Source organism: uncultured Roseobacter sp., from assembly GCF_947495275.1.
Taxonomy (GTDB): domain Bacteria; phylum Pseudomonadota; class Alphaproteobacteria; order Rhodobacterales; family Rhodobacteraceae; genus Roseobacter.
Map to the genome: position 1 here is coordinate 73,409 of NZ_CANLYL010000017.1, position 18,129 is coordinate 91,537.

Annotated in this window: 15 protein-coding genes; 7 read left to right on the forward strand and 8 right to left on the reverse strand. The window is 59.3% G+C overall.

Annotated features, from left to right (window positions below):
- Positions 1–5: 5 nt before the first annotated feature.
- The 5 genes from rfbD to Q0802_RS22120 all read right to left on the reverse strand — a co-directional run bounded on the left by rfbD (position 6) and on the right by Q0802_RS22120 (position 5,087).
- The gene (gene rfbD, locus Q0802_RS22100) at positions 6–854 is read right to left on the reverse strand and encodes a dTDP-4-dehydrorhamnose reductase (protein WP_298922063.1); all 849 of its coding nucleotides are present in this window, start codon (positions 852–854) and stop codon (positions 6–8) included.
- A complete protein-coding gene (gene rfbB, locus Q0802_RS22105; RefSeq protein ID WP_298922064.1) occupies positions 851–1,891 on the reverse strand; it encodes a dTDP-glucose 4,6-dehydratase in 1,041 nt (346 codons plus the stop codon). Before rfbB ends, rfbD begins: the two co-directional genes overlap by 4 nt.
- A gap of 4 nt (positions 1,892–1,895) precedes the next feature.
- Positions 1,896–2,459, reverse strand: a complete 564-nt coding sequence (gene rfbC, locus Q0802_RS22110; RefSeq protein WP_298922066.1) for a dTDP-4-dehydrorhamnose 3,5-epimerase — start codon at positions 2,457–2,459, stop codon at positions 1,896–1,898.
- 62 nt (positions 2,460–2,521) lie between these two features.
- The gene (locus Q0802_RS22115; RefSeq protein WP_298922067.1) at positions 2,522–4,246 is read right to left on the reverse strand and encodes a bifunctional sulfate adenylyltransferase/adenylylsulfate kinase; all 1,725 of its coding nucleotides are present in this window, start codon (positions 4,244–4,246) and stop codon (positions 2,522–2,524) included.
- A 100-nt stretch (positions 4,247–4,346) separates the two neighbouring features.
- Positions 4,347–5,087, reverse strand: coding sequence for a glycosyltransferase family 25 protein (locus Q0802_RS22120; RefSeq protein ID WP_298922068.1), 741 nt, complete (start codon positions 5,085–5,087; stop codon positions 4,347–4,349).
- Between the two features lie 213 nt (positions 5,088–5,300).
- Between Q0802_RS22120 and Q0802_RS22125 the strand changes: the two genes are divergently transcribed.
- From Q0802_RS22125 to Q0802_RS22145, 5 genes are all read left to right on the forward strand, one after another.
- The gene (locus Q0802_RS22125; RefSeq protein WP_298922069.1) at positions 5,301–6,686 is read left to right on the forward strand and encodes an oligosaccharide flippase family protein; all 1,386 of its coding nucleotides are present in this window, start codon (positions 5,301–5,303) and stop codon (positions 6,684–6,686) included.
- Positions 6,683–7,888: a glycosyltransferase family 4 protein gene (locus Q0802_RS22130; protein WP_298922070.1), complete on the forward strand. Its 1,206-nt coding sequence runs from the start codon at positions 6,683–6,685 to the stop codon at positions 7,886–7,888. Before Q0802_RS22125 ends, Q0802_RS22130 begins: the two co-directional genes overlap by 4 nt.
- Before the next feature lie 96 nt (positions 7,889–7,984).
- Positions 7,985–8,824, forward strand: a complete 840-nt coding sequence (locus Q0802_RS22135) for a 2OG-Fe(II) oxygenase (RefSeq protein ID WP_298922071.1) — start codon at positions 7,985–7,987, stop codon at positions 8,822–8,824.
- Between the two features lie 54 nt (positions 8,825–8,878).
- Positions 8,879–9,568, forward strand: coding sequence for a polysaccharide deacetylase family protein (locus tag Q0802_RS22140; RefSeq protein WP_298922072.1), 690 nt, complete (start codon positions 8,879–8,881; stop codon positions 9,566–9,568).
- Positions 9,565–10,398, forward strand: a complete 834-nt coding sequence (locus Q0802_RS22145; protein WP_298922074.1) for a glycosyltransferase — start codon at positions 9,565–9,567, stop codon at positions 10,396–10,398. Before Q0802_RS22140 ends, Q0802_RS22145 begins: the two co-directional genes overlap by 4 nt.
- Here Q0802_RS22145 and Q0802_RS22150 read toward each other — a convergent pair.
- Both Q0802_RS22150 and Q0802_RS22155 read right to left on the reverse strand, forming a co-directional pair.
- On the reverse strand, positions 10,395–11,654 hold the full coding sequence (locus tag Q0802_RS22150; protein WP_298922075.1) for a glycosyltransferase family 4 protein: 1,260 nt from the start codon (positions 11,652–11,654) through the stop codon (positions 10,395–10,397). The genes Q0802_RS22145 and Q0802_RS22150 overlap by 4 nt on opposite strands.
- A gap of 65 nt (positions 11,655–11,719) precedes the next feature.
- Positions 11,720–13,027, reverse strand: coding sequence for a hypothetical protein (locus Q0802_RS22155; RefSeq protein ID WP_298922076.1), 1,308 nt, complete (start codon positions 13,025–13,027; stop codon positions 11,720–11,722).
- A 463-nt stretch (positions 13,028–13,490) separates the two neighbouring features.
- On the opposite strand from Q0802_RS22155, the gene Q0802_RS22160 reads away from it, so the two are divergent.
- Positions 13,491–15,089 carry a hypothetical protein gene (locus Q0802_RS22160; RefSeq protein ID WP_298922077.1) on the forward strand — a complete coding sequence of 533 codons (1,599 nt, stop codon included), beginning with the start codon at positions 13,491–13,493 and terminating at the stop codon, positions 15,087–15,089.
- A gap of 97 nt (positions 15,090–15,186) precedes the next feature.
- Here the strand turns inward: Q0802_RS22160 and Q0802_RS22165 are convergent, their stop codons facing one another.
- Positions 15,187–17,655 carry a G8 domain-containing protein gene (locus Q0802_RS22165; RefSeq protein WP_298922078.1) on the reverse strand — a complete coding sequence of 823 codons (2,469 nt, stop codon included), beginning with the start codon at positions 17,653–17,655 and terminating at the stop codon, positions 15,187–15,189.
- Here Q0802_RS22165 and Q0802_RS22170 point away from each other — a divergent pair.
- Positions 17,605–18,129, forward strand: a 525-nt coding sequence (locus Q0802_RS22170) for a hypothetical protein (protein WP_298922079.1), incomplete at its 3' end; no start/stop codon positions are given. The two genes, Q0802_RS22165 and Q0802_RS22170, sit on opposite strands and share 51 nt — an antisense overlap.

Consider the following 18,129-nt stretch of genomic DNA (forward strand, 5'->3'; position numbering starts at 1 on the left):
CCTTGTTAGGCTCTGTTCAGATCCGCCAGTACCGAGGCCAGCCCTGTGCGCCAATCCGGGCGCTCGATGCCGAAGGTGGCAGCCGTTGTGCTGCAGTCGAGGCGTGAATTCAGGGGGCGCGCAGCCGGGGTGGGATAGTCAGAGGTCGAAATGTCGGTCACATCCACCGCCAGAGCAGCTTGGGCGAAGATTTCGCGTGCGAAATCGGCCCAGCTCACATCCGGGGCTCCGCTGAAATGATAGATTCCGGTTTTGGTCGCGTCTTCTTTCAGCGCCTGTGCCATGGTCATGCAGGCCGCGGCAATGTCACGTGCCGGTGTTGGCCCGCCGATCTGATCCGCGACGATGGTGAGAGCATCGCGTTCCACCCCTAAGCGCAGCATGGTCTTGGCGAAATTGTTGCCATGGGCGGAAAACACCCAGGAGGTGCGCAGAACAGCGTGCCTGCCCCCGGCCGCAGTGACACCGCGCTCACCGCCAAGCTTACTGGCACCGTAAACCCCCAATGGACTGGTCTTATCCTCTGGCTGCCACGGCGTCGTGCCGCCGCCCTCAAAGACGTAATCGGTGGAGATCTGCACAAAGGGCAGGTCGCGCGCGGCTGCGGCGGCAGCCATGGCCGTGGGCGCCATGGCGTTCACGATCATCGCGGTCTCGCGGTCTTCTTCGGCCTTGTCCACAGCGGTATAAGCAGCGGCGTTGATCACCGCATCTGCATCTGTTTCAGCAATGATCGCTTCGCAGGTCCCGGGATCGGTTAGGTCTGCGTCTTCCCGTCCCAGGCAGGTCACCCCGTCAAACCGCGCCAGTTCCATGGCCACCTGACCGGTCTTGCCAAAAACGAGAACCCTCATGCTTTCACACCCAATCGGTCGCCAACACCTGCGCGGGTCTGCAAGGCGCGCCACCAGTCCTCATTGTCGAGATACCATTGCACGGTTTTCTCCAGTCCCTCTTCGAGGGTCACCGAAGGCCGCCAGCCCAGTTCCGTGGCAATGCGCGTGGGATCAATCGCATAGCGCAGATCATGGCCTGGACGGTCGGTCACAAAACGGATCTGGTCCTCATAGGGATTGTTTTTGGGGCGTTTCTCTTCGAGAATACGGCAGATCATCCGCACGATATCGATGTTTTTCGCCTCGTTCTCGCCGCCGATATTATAGCTGCGCCCCAAAGTGCCTTTTTCCAGCACGGTGAGCAGGGCATCGGCGTGGTCCTCGACATAAAGCCAGTCGCGCACGTTCTCGCCCGCGCCATAGACCGGGATGTCCTTACCCGCCAGCGCGTTCAGGATCACCACGGGGATCAGTTTTTCGGGGAAATGGTAGGGCCCGTAGTTGTTGGAGCAATTCGTCATCACCACCGGCAACCCATAGGTCTCGTGCCAGGCGCGCACCAGATGATCGCTGGCCGCCTTGGAGGCGGAATAGGGCGAGCGCGGGTCGTAAGGCGTGGACTCAGTAAACTGCCCGGTTTCGCCGAGCGAGCCGAACACTTCATCGGTGGAGATATGATGGAAACGGAACCCCTCCGGTTTGCCCTGCGCGGTCCAGAAACTGCGCGCCGCTTCCAGCAGCTGATAGGTGCCGGTGATGTTGGTTTCGATGAAATCGCCCGGCCCGTCGATGGACCGGTCCACATGAGATTCCGCGGCCAGATGCATCACCGCATCGGGTTTATGGGCGGCAAATATCCGGTCCAAGGCGGCACGGTCGCGGATATCGGCTTGTTCAAAGGCATAAGACGGGTTGTCCGCGACAGAAGCCACATTTTCCAGACAGGCGGCATAGGTCAGCGCATCGAGATTGACGACCTCATGCCCGCGCGCGATGGCCTGGCGCACCACGGCAGATCCGATGAAACCCGCCCCGCCGGTGACAAGTAATTTCATGGGATTATCCTTCATAGACAAAGGGGCTGTCGAAATTGGCCAACCCTTTGGCGGCGGCGTCTTTTTCAGACAAAATAGGCTCTAAACCGCCCAAACCCCAGTCGATACCAATTTCCGGGCAATCAAAATGCACGGCCCCGTCACAGTCGGGCGCATAGTAATCGGAGCATTTATAGATGATCTCTGTCTCGGGCACCCGGGTCGCGAACCCGTGCAGGAACCCGGTGGGCACCAAAATCTGCTTGCCGTTTTCAAAGCTCAACTCTGCGCCGATCCATTGACCATAGGTGGGGGAGCCGCGCCGGATGTCGACGACCACATCAAAGAAGGCGCCGCGCCCGCAGCGCACCAGCTTGGCCTGCGCATGAGGCGGCGATTGGAAATGCAGGCCGCGCACAGTGCCGACCTGCATCGACAGGGAGTGGTTGTCCTGCACCCAGTCATACTCAAAGCCCTGCTCTGCCATCGCGCGGCGGCTCCAGCTTTCGCTGAAAAAGCCACGGGCATCGCCAAAGCGTTTGGGCTCAAGAAGGAAAACCCCCTCCAAGGCTGTTTTTTCAATCTGCACCCGCTTCCCTCCGATCGGTCCCCTGATTGCAATACACGGGCTTTTGCAAGATTAAAATCGCCTCACGCGGTCGTTTTGCCGCTGATCAGGCCCATGCTCTCGAGTTTGAGCAGTACCTGATGGGCGCAGTTGTCGACCTCGACGTTTTCGGTCTCCACGCTCAACTCGGGGTTCTGGGGTACGTCATAGGGGTCCGAGATGCCGGTGAACTCCTTGATTTTGCCCTCGCGCGCCAGCTTGTAGAGCCCCTTGCGGTCACGGCGCTCACATTCCTCGATGCTCGTGGCCACATGCACCTCGACAAAGGCCCCGAAGTTTTCGACGTCCTCGCGCACGGCCCGTCGGGTGGTGGCGTAAGGGGCAATCGGTGCGCAGATGGCAATACCGCCGTTCTTGGTGATCTCGCTGGCCACATAGCCGATGCGGCGGATGTTCAGATCGCGGTGTTCCTTGGAGAACCCAAGTTCGGAGCTGAGGTTTTTCCGCACGATATCGCCATCCAGCAGCGTCACCGGACGCCCGCCCATTTCCATCAGTTTGACCATCAGCGCATTGGCAATGGTGGATTTGCCGGACCCGGAAAATCCGGTGAAAAACACGGTGAACCCCTGTTGGTTGCGCGGCGGGCGGGTACGGCGCAACTCACTCACGACCTCCGGGAAAGAGAACCATTCGGGGATCTCCAGACCCTCCTGCAAACGGCGGCGCAATTCGGTACCCGAGATGTTGAGGATGGTGACGCTGTCTTTATCCTTGATCTCGTCCATGGGTTCGTATTGCGCGCGTTCCTGCACCCAGACCATATGTTTGAAGTCCACCATCTCGATGCCCATCTCGTCCTGATGCGCGCGGAACATTTCCTGGGCGTCGTAAGGGCCGTAGAAATCTTCGCCGGCAGAATTCTTGCCCGGGCCTGCGTGATCACGCCCAACGATGAAATGCGTGCAGCCGTGGTTCTTGCGAATGAGCCCATGCCAAACCGCCTCGCGGGGGCCGGCCATGCGCATCGCCAGGTTCAGCAGCGACATTGATGTGGTGGCGGCGGGGTATTTGTCCAGCACCGCCTCATAGCAGCGCACGCGGGTGAAATGATCCACATCGCCCGGCTTGGTCATGCCGACAACGGGGTGGATCAGCAGGTTGGCCTGGGCTTCGCGGGCCGCCCGGAAGGTCAGCTCCTGATGCGCCCGGTGCAGCGGGTTGCGGGTCTGAAAGGCCACAACCCGGCGCCAGCCAACTTTGCGGAAAAAGGCGCGCAGCTCGTTGGGCGTGTCGCGGCGGGCGCGGAAATCGTAATGCACGGGCTGCTGGATGCCGGTGATGGGGCCGCCCAGATAGATTTTGCCCGCCTGATTATGCAGGTAGTTGACCGCCGGGTGGGCATCGTCATCCGCCCCGAATACTTTTTCGGCTTCACGTGCCTTGTTGGGCTCCCAGCGATCCGTGACCGTCATGGTGGCAAGGATCACGCCTTCCTGGTCGCGCAGGGCAATGTCCTGGCCGATCTCAAGGGTTCCGGCAAACGCCTCATCCACGTCCAGTGTGATTGGCATTGGCCAGAGTGTGCCATCCTCAAGCCGCATGGTCTCGACAACGGAGGTATAGTCGGCTTCTGACAGGAACCCTTTCAGCGGGTTGAAGCCACCGTTCATCAGCAGCTCAAGGTCGCAGATCTGGCGCGGGCTCAGATCCCAGCTGATCAGGTCGCCCGCTTCCGCTTTGAGTTTCTGGGCGGACTCGTAGGAAACATAAAGCTCGGGGACCGGGGTAAGATTGGGGACAGGCATGGAAAACTCACTCAAATTAGATCATGGCATTCCCCCCAAAATGCCGCTTCATGCCCTTTAACGTGTCCCGCGCACAACCTTCAAGACGCGGTAAAGAGTTTTACCGGGAGATGCGGTTTTTGAGACGCCGCAACAGACCGAGAAACGGCAGACTGTCCTTCCATGACGGGGATGCGATGTCTGATCTGGAGGCGCGCTGCACCACATATTGCCGGGGGGTGATAACGGTCAGCCGTTCCGGGTGATCGCGCCTGAACCAGCTATAGGCACCATCAACATGCATCGGGCCTCCGTCGGGATGGCCTGCCGGTCTGGACATCATGCGTTCGAAATAATCGATCAGCGGTGTCAGGGCCTGCTGGTGAATGAGCATTGCATGGGTGGTTTCAATGCCAACATCGCTGGGCAGTTCACGCCAGTGCCCGGTGCGCGCAAGATCAGGCCCCGGCATGCGCGCGGCGTCAATGCGGTGCCCCAGATAGGCCAGCGACCACTCGGTGGTGACCAACTCATTCATCACCGAGGCCAGCTGCGTCAGGCAGTCGGGGGTGATGGCGGCGTCATCTTCCAGGATCAGGATTGTCTGGTGCCCGGCATCGCGGGCCTGTCGCAACACCCCCAGATGACTGAGAAAACATCCCCTGGCCCCGATGGAAGGGAACGTTCCTGCCGCATCGGGTTTGACGGCTGCAAAGAACGTCACAAGAGGGCTTTGAGCATCAAGACCGATCCGACTGAGTTCAGACAGCATTTCGCGACGGCGGTCGGGACGGCTTTCAAGGTTTATGACGTAAAGCTTGTCGACCTTGGGCAATACGCTCTCTTTAATCGGGTTCGTCATTGTCAAATTCTCGCTTCCCGGGAAGGCCCCTGATGGGTGTGGATGGGATCACCCGATCATCCGGGGAGTGCGTGGACATTCTTACCCGTGCGCTCTAAGAGGAAAAAGCCTGTAAACCTCAAATAGTGGTCGAATTTTTGTATAGCGCTCAGTTAATTATAACGTTTGCGGCCCAAAATGGCTGTCTCAAAGGGCGGGAATCCGGTTGAGACTATGACATTAGATTCGAACCTGAGTGATAAACGCCCTGATTTTCGCCGTAAAATTCTGAACTCAGCCAAGCTTTCCAGCCTTAAATTCATGTCCGACATCGGCTTGCGGCTTGTGTCGACAGTTGTGCTCACCCGCCTGCTGACCCCAGAGATTTACGGGGTTTTTGCCATCGTCCTGGTCTATCTCTATCTGCTGGAGATGTTTTCGGATCTGGGGATCCGGTCTTTGGTTCTGACCAAGGAGGGGGAGGTCGAGGATGATTTCCTGCGGACCTGCTGGACCGTCACCATCCTGCGGGGGCTGCTTATCGCGCTGATATCCGTGGCCATTGCCGCGACCATTGGCCTGATGCAGGCGCAGGGGATCTTTGCCAGCGATAACCCCTATTCCGCAGAGGTTTTGCCCTGGGCCATCGTGGCGCTGGGTGCCACGGCATCCCTTGTCGGGTTCCAGTCCCCCATGGCTTTCGTCAGTGAACGCAAAATGGATTTCGGGCGGGTGACATGGGTGGCGATCGTGACCAATGTCATCGGTCTTGTCGCAACCGTGGCCCTGGCATTCTACCTGCGTTCGATCTGGGCGCTGGTGCTGGGGAATGTCGTGAAATCCTGCACCCAGGTTGCGCTCAGTTTCCTGGTGTTCCGGGGGCCGCCTATGCGTCTGCACATGAGCCGCGAACATCTCGGCATCGTGATCGGGCGCGGCAAATGGATCATCGGGCATTCGATCCTGACGGCTTTCTCGCAATCAGCCGACCGTCTGGTGCTGGGGTTTGTCATGACCTCCTCAACCTTCGGGTTCTACTTTATCGCCCGCCAACTGGTTGATCTTGTTTTGCGGTTCCTGATGTCCATCGACGCGCAGATGGGGTTGCAGGTGTTCACGCATCTGCATCAATCCGCCACGGCGGAGTTCCGGCGCAATTACTACCGCTACAGGCTCTTTTTTGACGCGCTTGCAGGGCTCAGCACGGGCGGGCTGATCGTCGTGGCGCCTTTGCTGGTCAGGATCGTCTTTGACGACAGGTACCAGGGTGTGGCCCCGATCGTTCAGACCCTGATCTGGGGGGTTCTTCTGGTGGGGCCATTGTTGTTGCGCTCGGCTTTCAGTGCTGAACGCCGCTTCAAGGAGATGACCCTTTTGAGTGTGGTATCGGTCCTGACGCTCTGGATCGGGTTGGGCGTTTCGATTTTCATCTTCGATTCCGTGAACATCGCCTTGTCTGTCATTGCGCTGCACCGGCTTCCCGAGGCCATGGTCTGCACCTTATGGGGGGGAGATCGGGATTGGGTGGTGATCTGGCGTGAATTCATCGGTTTTGGTTTTTGCGTGGTTGGCATGCTGGCAGGCTGGGCGGTGATATTGCTTTGGAATGCCCTGATATGACGTCGCCCGGTCGCATCGGTCTTTTCACCCCCGGCTGGCCCGGGCAGAACACGCCGAACGGGATTGCGACATCAGTCTACCATCTGGCCATGGGCCTGCACGAGATAGGGCAGACGCCGGTCATCATCGCAGAACATATCGATGGGGTCGTGCCAGCAGATATTCCGGTGATCCATATCCCGCAGCTTGACTGGCGGTGGCAGGACCGTCTGCGCGCAAAACTGGGGTCTCCGGACGCCGGTCACTGGTACCGGTCACGCAATATTGCCGCAGCCGTCCGTGAGGCGATCGATACATATGCGCTGAATGCCCTGATCATCGAAGAAACCAACGGGTGGGCCGGCATGGTTCAGAGCCTTGTTCCCGTGCCCGTCATCATCACGCTGCATGGTCCATGGGTGCTGCACAAAGCCTTGCAATCGGTGACCGATACCAAGGGTGATCAGCTGCGCGAGAGCCGTGAAAACCGCGCTTTTGGCCTTGCGGCAGGGCTTATTTCGCCGTCCCGTAACGTGCTGGATGCAATGGAAAAAGCAGCTCCCCTGCCCGATATTCCAAAGAGTGTTTTGCCCAATACCCTGCCAGCGCAGACAGATGAGCCCCCGTCAGCGGCGCTGGAGCCGCGGGATATTCTGTTCATTGGCCGTTTTGACAATCACAAGGGCGGTGACACGGTGCTTGCCGCCTTCATGCGCCTGATCGACACACACCCGCAGGCCCGCCTGACCTTTGCCGGGGTTGATAAAGGGGTCCGCCGGAAAGACGGGTCGGTCATTCACATTGAGGCGGCCCTGGCGGCCCTGCCAACGGCGGTGCGCGCCCGTATCACCCACAAAGGGCCAGTGGACAGAGAAGAGGTCGCCGAACTGCGCGCCGGGCATGCGATTGCCCTCATTGCGTCGCGCTATGAAAACCTCAACTACACCTTGTTGGAAGCCATGGCCGCAGGTCAGGCGATTGTCTGTACAGCGGTTGGTGGCCCTGCCGAGGTGCTGGAAGACGGGCAGACGGCCCTTCTGGTGCCGCCTGACGACCCCGACGCGATGGCGGCCGCCCTTGGGCGGTTGATGGATGACGCGACCCTGGCCCGGCATCTGGGGGCCACGGCCCTGGCCCGGCTAGAGAGCGATTTCAACCCCGCGATCATTGCCGCGCGGACGAAAGCTTTCGTTGAAACCGTGCTGGCCCGCGGCGCGCCCTGACAAACCCGCCCGGGTCCGGGTGCGCCATTTTGAGGCCTTGGAAATGCCCGATACGCAGGCTAGAAGACACTGTATTTAAAATAGTGAGAGCCCGTTATGACAGACCCAATTTTGCCAATTGATCCCGGGACCCTGACGCTTGATACGGCCGCTGCAAAAACGGTGGGGAAAGGCTACGCTGAAAAATACCAAAGCGGTCAGCCCTATCATCACATCTGCATCGACAACTTCCTGCCGATGGAAGTGATCGAGGGAGTCAGGTCTGACCTGGCCGGTCTGCCTGCTTCCGAGCGCAGCTTTGACGCGGATCAGGAACGGTTCAAGTCGCAATACAGCCCTGACCGTCTGCCGGATTACAGCCGCCATCTCTTTCAGGCTTTCAATTCACGCGCCTTCATTTTCTTTCTCGAAGAGATGACCGGGATCAAGGGGCTGATCCCTGACCCCTATTTCATCGGCGCGGGCATTCACAAGACGCTGACAGGGGGCCATCTGGACATCCACGCGGATTTCAACGTGCACCCGCATATGCGCGTGGAGCGCCGGCTCAACGTGCTGATCTACCTCAATCCGGAATGGAAAGCGGAATACGGCGGCTCCTTTGAAATCTGGGACAAGGAGATGACCCAGAAAATGGCCAGCTTTGCGCCGACCCAGAACCGCATGTGCTGTTTCTCCACCGGCTCCGATACGTTCCATGGCAACCCGGAACCGGTGAACCATCCCGATGGGGAACCGCGCCAGTCGATCGCGCTTTATTACTACACCGCCACATGGGATGCCTCGCGGCGGGAACATTCAACGCTGTTCAAGCCCCGTCCGGGCAGCAGCGATACCTCCGAGGCCCGTGCGCGCCGACACGCAATGCTGCAGGAGACCCTGCCGCCCTTCCTGTTCCGACGCGTGATCAGGAGGCTGGAAAAAGTTGGCTTCTGACGCAGCAGGCGGATGCCCCCTTCTTCGGGAAGAGAACCGCCTTCCTCAGGCACAGTGACCGCGGCCGCGCGCCCGGTCATTATCCTGCACGGGATAGGGGCGCCACAGCGCCCTCTGGAGCCGGGCGAGGAGGTGTTCTGGCTGTCGCAGGCGCAGTTTCTCGCGGTGTTGGACGATATTGAGAAAATGGGTCCCGCCGCGCCGCTCATCACCTTTGATGACGGGAATGCCTCTGATCTGGCGATTGCCCTGCCGGAACTGGAACGGCGCAATCTGAAAGCTACCTTCTTCTTGCTCTCTGGCCGGTTGGGCCAGCCGGGGTCCCTGACAGAAGCCGATGTGACTACCCTTGCACAGGCCGGTCATCCGATTGGACTTCATGGCTGTGACCATGTGGATTGGCGGGGTCTTGATGCACAGGCCCGCAAGCGCGAGTTCATTACGGCCCGGGAAAAACTGTCTGATCTTGCTGGTCAGAAGATCGAGACGGCCGCCGCCCCTTTCGGTCTCTATAACAGGCAAACCCTGCAGGATTTACGCGCCTTGGGGTTTCAGGCGCTCTACACAAGTGATCGCGGTTTGGCGGGGGAGCATTTCATCCGACCGCGCAATTGTCTGGAAGGCGGGATGACCGAGGCGCGTTTTGGCGAGGCGCTGCGGGGCCATGTCCGGCCCACGCGCCGGGCGCGGCGTTTCCTTGGTGTTGCCCGTAAACGTTTGCTGCCGATCAGGACACGGTCATGATCTCGGTCATCATCCCGGCCAATAACGAACAGGGCTACATCGGGACCTGCCTGGACCTCATTCTGCGCTCCAGAGCGCCAGAGGCGGGCCCGGTTCAGGTGGTTGTGGTGGCAAACGGATGCAGTGATGCCACTGTTGCCGAAGCGACGGCCCTGACCCCGGCCTATGCGGAGAAAGGCTGGCAGCTTGATGTGCTGGACCTTGAGCAAGGCGGCAAGATCAATGCGCTGAACGCAGGTGACAGGGCGGCCCGCTATGACAAACGGGTCTATATTGATGCCGACATTCACGTCACCGAAGACCTGATTGCCCAACTGGCCCAGGCGCTGGACCGATCCGGAGCGGCCTATGCGGGCGGGCGTCCGCAGATCCGGCCTGCGAGATCCTTCATCTCGGAGCGATATGCGCGGTTCTGGGAAAAGCTGCCCTTCATGGCAAGCGGTGTGCCGGGCTGCGGGGTCTATGCGCTTAATGCAGCAGCACGTGCCCGGTGGGGGGATTTCCCCGACATCACGGCCGATGATACCTTTGTGCGGTTCCATTTTGCCGCGGATGAGATGTATGGGGTGCCTGCCACATATTCCTGGCCGATTACCGAAGGGTTTGCCAATCTTGTCAGAGTGCGGCGCCGTCAGGATCAGGGGCTGGAGCAGATGCGCCAGCAACTTCCGGAACTTGCCAGCCGAATGGAGCGCACCGCACCGGACGGGCGGGAAAAACTGCGGCTCTTTTGTCGGGACCCGCTGGGATTTGTGATCTATTCCGCCGTTGCCGTGACAGTGCGCCTGCCGATCTTTCGCAATCGCAGCACATGGGACCGCGGGCGTTAGTCTTTGGCCTGTTCGGGAACCGGGCGCAGGCTGTCCCCTGCCGTGCCTTCAAACAGCGCCTTGAGCCAGATGGCTTCCTGATCGATGTCAAATTCGGCGCAGACCTTGGCGCGCCCGGCCTCTCCCATCTGCTGCCGCGCCCCGGGGTCGGCGGCCAGATCAATCATCGCCTCTGCCAGCGCCGCAGCATTGCCCGGGGCCACCATCCGGCCCGAGATACCATCCTCCACCAGTTCAGCAACCCCGCCGACACGGGTGGCAATCACCGGACGGCGCGAAACCATGGCTTCCATCAGCGCCACGGGCACGCCTTCTGCAAAGGACGGCAGCACCAGAACATCCGCCTGCCCAAGGGCTTCGGCAACCTCGCTTTGGGATTTATAGCCCAACACGTCGATGCCCCCGATGCGCCGGGCATTTGCCTCGACCCATTCCCGGTCCTGACCATCGCCAATGACCGTCAGGGTGATATCAGGCTGCGCGGCCCGGGCCGCTTCAAAAGCCTCAAAAAGCACCCTTAAGCCCTTAACAGGGTCTAATCTGCCAACAAACAGCAGCCGCATGCCGGAACTTGCCGGGGCAGCGCTGTCGGCATAACGCGCCGGCGTCACCCCGCAATGCACGATCCGCAGTTTGTGCCAGTCACCCGGGTCGGAAAACAGCATCACCTGGCTGCGGGCGAAATGGCTGATGCATACAACAAGGGCTGCACGGGCAACCTTCTCGTGCATATGCCAGCTTTCGGGGGCAAAAAGCTCGGTGGGGCCATGCAGGGTGAAGCTATAGGGGATATCGGCCAGTCCTGAGGCCAGCATCGAAACCGTCGCACTGGAATCTGCAAAATGGTTGTGCAGATGCGATATCCCGTTCTGTTGCAGGTAGCGCGCCAGCATTCCTGCTTCCAGAAAGTAAAAGAGCTGCCAGATCATGCCTTTCGCACCCGGTCGGTTGGTGCGCAGCGCCAGTCTGAGAGTTTTCAGCCAGCGCCCCGGCGCGTGCAGGAACAATGCTGCATGGGCGCCCAGAAGGTGCAGCGGATTCTTTGCAGCAGCCAGCACATAGAAGGTTTCGTCGCGTGCGGCCTCCTCTTCGGGACCGATCAGTTCGATGGCATCGGGTTTGCGAATGGACGTAATGGCAATCTCTGATCCCAGCGCACGCAGGGCGGCAATCTCGCGCTGAATGAACGTATGCGAGGCCAGCGGGTAGACACCGGTCAGATAGGCGAGGCGGAAGGGGGAAGGATCCTGGGTCATATCAGGGGTTTGGTGTCACGCTTGCCACACTCTGGTCAATCGCTAAAACCGGGTCAAAGAGAGCCTCAGTTCCCCCGATAAAGCGCCAGGTGATCAATCCGTGCTTCGATCATGGCCAGCATTGCCTTGTACTGCGGGCTGTCGACGTCTCCGAACCGTGCCTTGAATTCTGCCTCGGGCATGATCTGGGGAATGCCGTCAAAGGGCACGATGACATCTTGCTCAGCACTCATCCGCTCCAGCAGGGAGGGCCAGGCATCAATCGGGGCTGCCATCAGCACATTGGACATCCGGATGCCGGAGAGGTTGGCCGCCAGATCGGTAAAGTCGAACCCCCCTGCCCCTGAAATGATGTCATGCAATTCCTTGAACTCCCCGATGGAGACCGCAACGCCGGTGTTGCTGGCGGCTTGCAGGGCGGCTGAGGTGATGAAATGGCGGCGGCTGTCGATCCGGCCGTTGAAGGTGACATCATTGCAGTGCGTCGACCATTTTCCGGGCGCTGTCGCGGTATCGAAGGCAAGCCGCCCCACGATCATCGCGAAATCCTTTGCGCCACAGGCTTTCGCCAGCCCGAACACGGCGGCCGTATAGGCGTTTGGCAATGTCTCCGGGGTGCTGTTTTCAAGGGCCGCCTGCAGGGCGAACCGCAGATAGGGCAGCAGGCTGCCAGTCTCGCTCAAGGTGCCTTGTTCAATCGCCTCGCGAATACGCTGGTGATAGGCTTCGATGACGTCGGGTACGGGCATTTCCCGGCCCCGCAGGGTTCCGAACGCACCCCGCATCACCCCGTTCTTGCCCACATCGTCCAGATCGATACGGAACGCCAGAACATCGCCTGTGATTTTCATTGCCGTGGCGGCCTCCAAGACCTTATCCCCGAACCGATGGCCAATGCCGATGTTCGCGCCGGTCCGGGCCACAGCGATGGCCAGGGCGGGGGGCAGATCGGTTGCGCCAACGGTAATGCGGGACAAGGAAAACTGCTGCTCGAATTCTGGCACACGCCCCGAAATATTGAGCCACTTCTGCCCGCGCCACCAGGGTACCGGCATGGAAATCTCGCCTAGTACCTCGGAGGCGTCGATTGTTACACGCCCCCGAAAACCGTCGATGAAACGCGACCCAAGCCGAATGGCACTGTTCAACTGCGCGGCATCGGCACGTAAAACGGTATTGCTTTCCTGCCCTTCCCCTGCAGCGGCGCGAATGTCGCGCACAAGTTGCCGGGTGGCGACAACATCCTGTGGTGAGGGCGGCGCAGAGGCCTCAAGGATCGGCGTGTCCTGTAAAAAGAGAGGCCCCACCGCAAGGGCCAGCGCCAGCATGCCAACAACCAGCAGCATCAGGATTGTGCGCAGCAACCACCACATCAGGATCGGCTCGGAGCGGGCGCTGACCGGGCTCGGGCATATGGATCGGTGTCTTCGCGCGCGCGCCAGCACGGCGCATGCAGGTATTCTCTGGGGCTCTGTGTCACTGACAGGTTTCCAAACATATTGACCACAACATCCGGCAGGCTTTCACATATCGCACACCGGGCTCGGGCATTGTTTTATTGCCCGCAGTCATATCGATGGCAAGGCTCGGAGAACAGCCTATGCCGGATGTTAATCTTTGCCCTGGAAAACCGTTGAAAAACGCAGAGGGCCTGGGCCAAAAGCCGAAATTGCACAATTTCCTGATCTGGATTACTCAACGAGAGCCCTTGGGGAAACCTGACCGGAGAGCGGCCCCGAAAAGAAGAACTGGAGCGGTAGGGATGATCAAACTGACAGGGCTCACGCTCTCTTTTCTGTGCCGGCAGGCGGGCTGCGCTCAAACGGGCGCTTTTTCATGACGCTGGCCAGATTTTGCCTTGCCGCCGTTTTCGGATCGACCCTGCTGAATTATTTTGTCAGCCTGACCGATGCGCAATGGGACTGGGACATCAACCACATGATGTACTTTGGCCAGAGGCTGCTGGCAGGGGAGCTGCACTGGACAGTTGAGTTCGATGATAAGCTGCCGGTCAATCAGTTCCTCTTTTTCATACCGGCGGCTCTGGACAGTTTTCGGGTCTGGCAGGGTCTGTCGCTGATCGCCATGGCTGGCGGGGCCTGGGCCGTTTGGTGGATCATCCGGGAATTGCTGCGGCCCCTGCCGCAACTGCCCGGTCAGATCGTTGGGCTTTGCACCCAGATCGGTGCTGTTGCAACGCTTGCAGGTTTTGCGTTTTCCCCCGGGGGGATCACACATATCAATCCGCTCGCCGCCTCGGCAGGGATCGGGGCGATCGCGCTTCTGATGGCCGCGTTTCGCACGGGGCGGGATGGGGAGAAGCCCCGCATCTGGCTGTTCGTGCTGTCGGCTGTCTGTGCCAGCATCGCAATCGGTATCCGGCCGTATTTCCTGCTGGCTCTATGCGCCTCGGCGTTCTGGGTGACCCTGCGCTGCCGCACCTCTTCACAAGGCAGGGTGGTGGCTGTCATCTCTGCTGCTGCGTGGGTTGCAACAGTGGGCCTGATGGGGGTTCTGACCAACGTCCTGCCTTATGTTCTTATCGGGGAAATGCAGGTTTTCTGGGATGGGCTGTCGGTGCTGCGTCAGGAACTCATCCCGCAATCCGTGCTGAGCGTGGTCAGAGAGCAGCACAGCCAGTTCACCGATATCATGTTGCCGGTCTTCCCGATGATCACCCTAGCCTCCGTTTCAATATCGGCCGTTGCTCTTTTTGGTCTGCTGACAAGGCGGGGGCGCGCAGATGCTCTGAAAGAAGAGGGCGTTGCCGGGCTGTGGCGCGATGTGGTGGTCGTTGCCGTGCTTCTGCCGGTGCTTATCGAAATCATGATCCTCTCCAAGCACTTCTGGCCCCATTACATGCAGATGTTTGTGCCTTTTCTCGCCGTGGGCGCAGGCATTTTTGCTGCCCAACTCTGGCGGGGATCACTGCAGGCGCCGCATAATGCAGGGGTGCTGAAGACCGCCATTGTGCTCTTGGTGCTTGTGCCCTTGTGGCGGATCACCCTGGATCAGGCAAAATGGGTCGCCGGAGGAGAGAAATACATCACGGAACTTGACAATCTCTCACAACAGATAGCGCGTTTTCTGGAGACACAGCCCGAAGGCGCCCGCGATTTTCTGGTGCCGCGTCTGATGTATGAGCATTGGCGCCTGGGAGAGCCGCGGCACGGATTTGTGCATGCGGCCAATACCGATTTTATCACGCCGAAAAACTGGTGGGCGGATATTGCCTCTCCGGAAAGTTTCGAGCTTCCCCGGAACCTTCAGGAATATTGTTCCATGATCGACAGGAAGGGCCCCAGTGTCCTGGTCAGCAGTGAAGCGGGCGGCATCCGGGACTGTCTTCGGAGCAGCGCGGTCTATACTTTATCTGACTTTCGCAGTCCGGCATCGGAGGATGTCGTCATGTTTTTGCGAAGAGCCGGTCAATAAAAGAAAGCAGCAGGCCAGATGCCTGCTGCTTTCCGTAGTCCGCAATCCTGATCCGAAACCATGGCCCCGGTGCAGGGCCTGATCTCAGCAGGCTTTGTTACACATCCTCAAGCACGGTGTCCTCTTCGGCATCCGGCAGGCGGGCTTCTTCGGAAAGAACCGGCTGCCCGTCGGTCAGTGTGGCCCAGAGTTTTGCCGCGTCAAACGTTGGATCGTCACTGCCTCCCAGGTCCTGAACCCCGTTGAAGGGAACATTCCCGTAGGCCCAGTGCCCATCCTGCCCGACAGCGACATTGTCATCGAGGAAGACAGGATGTTTCTCGATATAGATGTCTCCTGTCAGCCGGTCCGAGAAGTAGATATCCATCAGGAAATAATTATCGCCGTCACTGGTCGAATAATATCCATCCGTGTTCAGCAGGCTGAGCGTGTCCAGCCAGCCAACCGAATAGTCATCTACCTCAGAGGAGAATTCGGTTTCGCCAAGGCTGTCTTTCTTCGTGCCCGATATCTTGATGGTCCGCGCATCCGGATCGACACTTGGATCGCCTTCCTTATAGGTCAAAGGCCCGTCGAGAATGACATCGGGATCAAGAAGTGGCAGATCCCCGGTAGACAGGATCGTGTCCAAAGACGGATCATAGTTATGGTAGTCGATGGTCGCATTGCTGACCGTGGAATTGACGATGGTGTACTCATGTGCCTCGGGGCTCGCCCCGATGGTGAATTTCTTGAACAGGTCCATCCCGACATAGAAATCCGTGACCTCGCTATCAGCGATGGTGATGTCCGTGGCATTGGTCCCCAGCAGAATGCCGGCCCCCTCACCGCCTTTTCCGATCAGATCGAAATCCTTGAGCGTGTAATGCGAGGTATAGGACAGCTCCGCCCCCACGCGTACGTTCCAGGCCGTGAAATCCTCAAGAACGCTGTGCACGTCATGGCTCTGGGATGTTTCGGCCTTGAGCACGTAGAGACCGGCCTTGGAAGCAAAGGCTTCGTTGCCATTGAAGCCCAGAATGGGGTGTTCATCGGGGAAAACCTTGTCGGCGTAGCTGAGTGCCCCCGAGATCACCGATGTATCTGCGTCGAACTTGATGTTCTCGGTTTCTCCAAAACCACCGCGGTGGAAGTAGACAAACCCGGTGTTCACACTGGCGGCAATGTTGTCCGAGGATTCAACCATGCGGCCCTGGAACCAGAAACCATCCCCGGTGCTGCCCAGATCAAAATTGTCCAGGTCATTGCCGATCTTGGGATCGTGCCAGCTGTTACCTTTGGCAAGGATCGCGATGTTATTGGTCCAGGCGCCGGTTTCATTGCCGCTTTCTGCAACATAGCCCGCGCCATGGGTGTTGAAACTGGCATTGTTGTCCAGAATGGCGTTTGAATCGTGGTGCACAAAGCCCCAGCCCGGCGATCCGTAGACCGCGTTGCCGGTGGCAATGCCCGGATCATCAGGATCATCCACCCCGGCGCGGTGGAAGTGGAATGCATAGCGTCCTTTGACGTTCGTATCGAAATCGATCTGATCAAATTCGCTGGTATTCAGAGCGGTTTCGGATTTGTCGGTCCGGCCCAGTTCGTGGAACTCCGCATAGCGCACATCGACATCGTCGTTATGCATGAACATCACATGCCCGCGCTCGTAAACCTCTGCGGATTCAGCGTTTTCCGTCTCAAAGGAGATATTGCGCGTATAGTTCGCCACGGATGTTTTCAGGTCATCGCGCGGGGTGTCATGGTCAAACTCGAGCGGGGTGTCGAAAAAGACCTGACCGTCCTCGATCTGCGTGATTACCCGCTCTTCGTCTTCGGAAGGAGAATACCCGACGCGGGGGTCCCAGTTGATGTAACCCTCATAGTTGGTTCCGGCGATCACGATTGTGTCGCCCACAGCCCAGCCTTCGGGGGTTTCCCCGAAATCCAGCCAGGTATCACCGGCCTGAGGATCGTCGATGACCTTTTCGTGGGAATCCTTCTCGGCCCCGTGGATTTCGACCGTGCCATGCGCAACCATTCCGCGGCTGAGCAACATTGGATCCCAATCGGTGTCGATCGCGCCGTTATTGGCAAAGATGATGTCCACATTGACGTCTGGATCAACCGGGTCGGTTTCTGTTCCGATTGTCAGCGTCCCGCTGGGAGAGATCACCACCGTGTCGACGACAAGCTGTGAATCCACATCCGTGGCAAAATCCAGATGCCCGTCAACGCGCACGGTAAAGAGCCGGTCATCACTGACATGATCATATGTCATGTGCACGCCTTCGGGGATCAGAGCCTGTGCATCATCACCGGGAACCTCGCCGTTGTGCCAGTTGGCCGGATCGTCCCAGTCGCCATTGCCGATCGCGATATGCGTGGCCTCTGCGCGGGGTACCAGATCAAGGACGGCCATATGCTCGCCCATTTTTGACGAACCGGCATCGTGGGTGTGCGTCTCGGGGCTGGCCCTGACAGCTGCTACGAAAGCTTCGACCTCAGCTGCTGTTTTTGGCAACTCGATCGGGTCATGACCACCGCCGTGATCCATCCCACCATGATCGTCACCGCCGTGATCCATGCCACCATCGCCATGGCCGGTGTCATCGTCGTCGTCATGATCAGCATCATCGTCATGGTCGTCGCCGCCGTGACCCATGCCGCCGTCGCCATGGCCGGTGTCATCGTCGTCGTCATGATCAGCGTCATCGTCATGGTCGTCGCCGCCGTGGTCCATGCCGCCGTCGCCATGGCCGGTGTCATCATCATCGTCATCATGATCAGCGTCATCGTCATGGTCGCCGCCGCCGTGGTCCATGCCGCCGTCGCCATGGCCGGTGTCATCATCGTCGTCATCATGATCAGCGTCATCGTCATGGTCGTCGCCGCCGTGACCCATGCCGCCGTCGCCATGGCCGGTGTCATCATCATCGTCATCATGATCAGCGTCATCGTCATGGTCGCCGCCGCCGTGGTCCATGCCGCCGTCGCCATGGCCGGTGTCATCATCGTCGTCATCATGATCAGCGTCATCGTCATGGTCGTCGCCGCCGTG

Excerpts from the sequence above, each read along its gene's own strand:
- rfbD (WP_298922063.1), bottom strand. The coding sequence starts at position 854 with ATGAGGGTTCTCGTTTTTGGCAAGACCGGTCAGGTGGCCATGGAACTG.
- rfbB (WP_298922064.1), bottom strand. The coding sequence starts at position 1,891 with ATGAAATTACTTGTCACCGGCGGGGCGGGTTTCATCGGATCTGCCGTG.
- Q0802_RS22115 (WP_298922067.1), bottom strand. The coding sequence starts at position 4,246 with ATGCCTGTCCCCAATCTTACCCCGGTCCCCGAGCTTTATGTTTCCTAC.
- Q0802_RS22120 (WP_298922068.1), bottom strand. The coding sequence starts at position 5,087 with ATGACGAACCCGATTAAAGAGAGCGTATTGCCCAAGGTCGACAAGCTT.
- Q0802_RS22125 (WP_298922069.1), top strand. The coding sequence starts at position 5,301 with ATGACATTAGATTCGAACCTGAGTGATAAACGCCCTGATTTTCGCCGT.
- Q0802_RS22130 (WP_298922070.1), top strand. The coding sequence starts at position 6,683 with ATGACGTCGCCCGGTCGCATCGGTCTTTTCACCCCCGGCTGGCCCGGG.
- Q0802_RS22135 (WP_298922071.1), top strand. The coding sequence starts at position 7,985 with ATGACAGACCCAATTTTGCCAATTGATCCCGGGACCCTGACGCTTGAT.
- Q0802_RS22145 (WP_298922074.1), top strand. The coding sequence starts at position 9,565 with ATGATCTCGGTCATCATCCCGGCCAATAACGAACAGGGCTACATCGGG.
- Q0802_RS22150 (WP_298922075.1), bottom strand. The coding sequence starts at position 11,654 with ATGACCCAGGATCCTTCCCCCTTCCGCCTCGCCTATCTGACCGGTGTC.
- Q0802_RS22155 (WP_298922076.1), bottom strand. The coding sequence starts at position 13,027 with ATGTGGTGGTTGCTGCGCACAATCCTGATGCTGCTGGTTGTTGGCATG.
- Q0802_RS22160 (WP_298922077.1), top strand. The coding sequence starts at position 13,491 with ATGACGCTGGCCAGATTTTGCCTTGCCGCCGTTTTCGGATCGACCCTG.
- Q0802_RS22165 (WP_298922078.1), bottom strand. The coding sequence starts at position 17,655 with ATGGATCACGGCGGTGACGATCATGGTGGGATGGATCACGGCGGTGGT.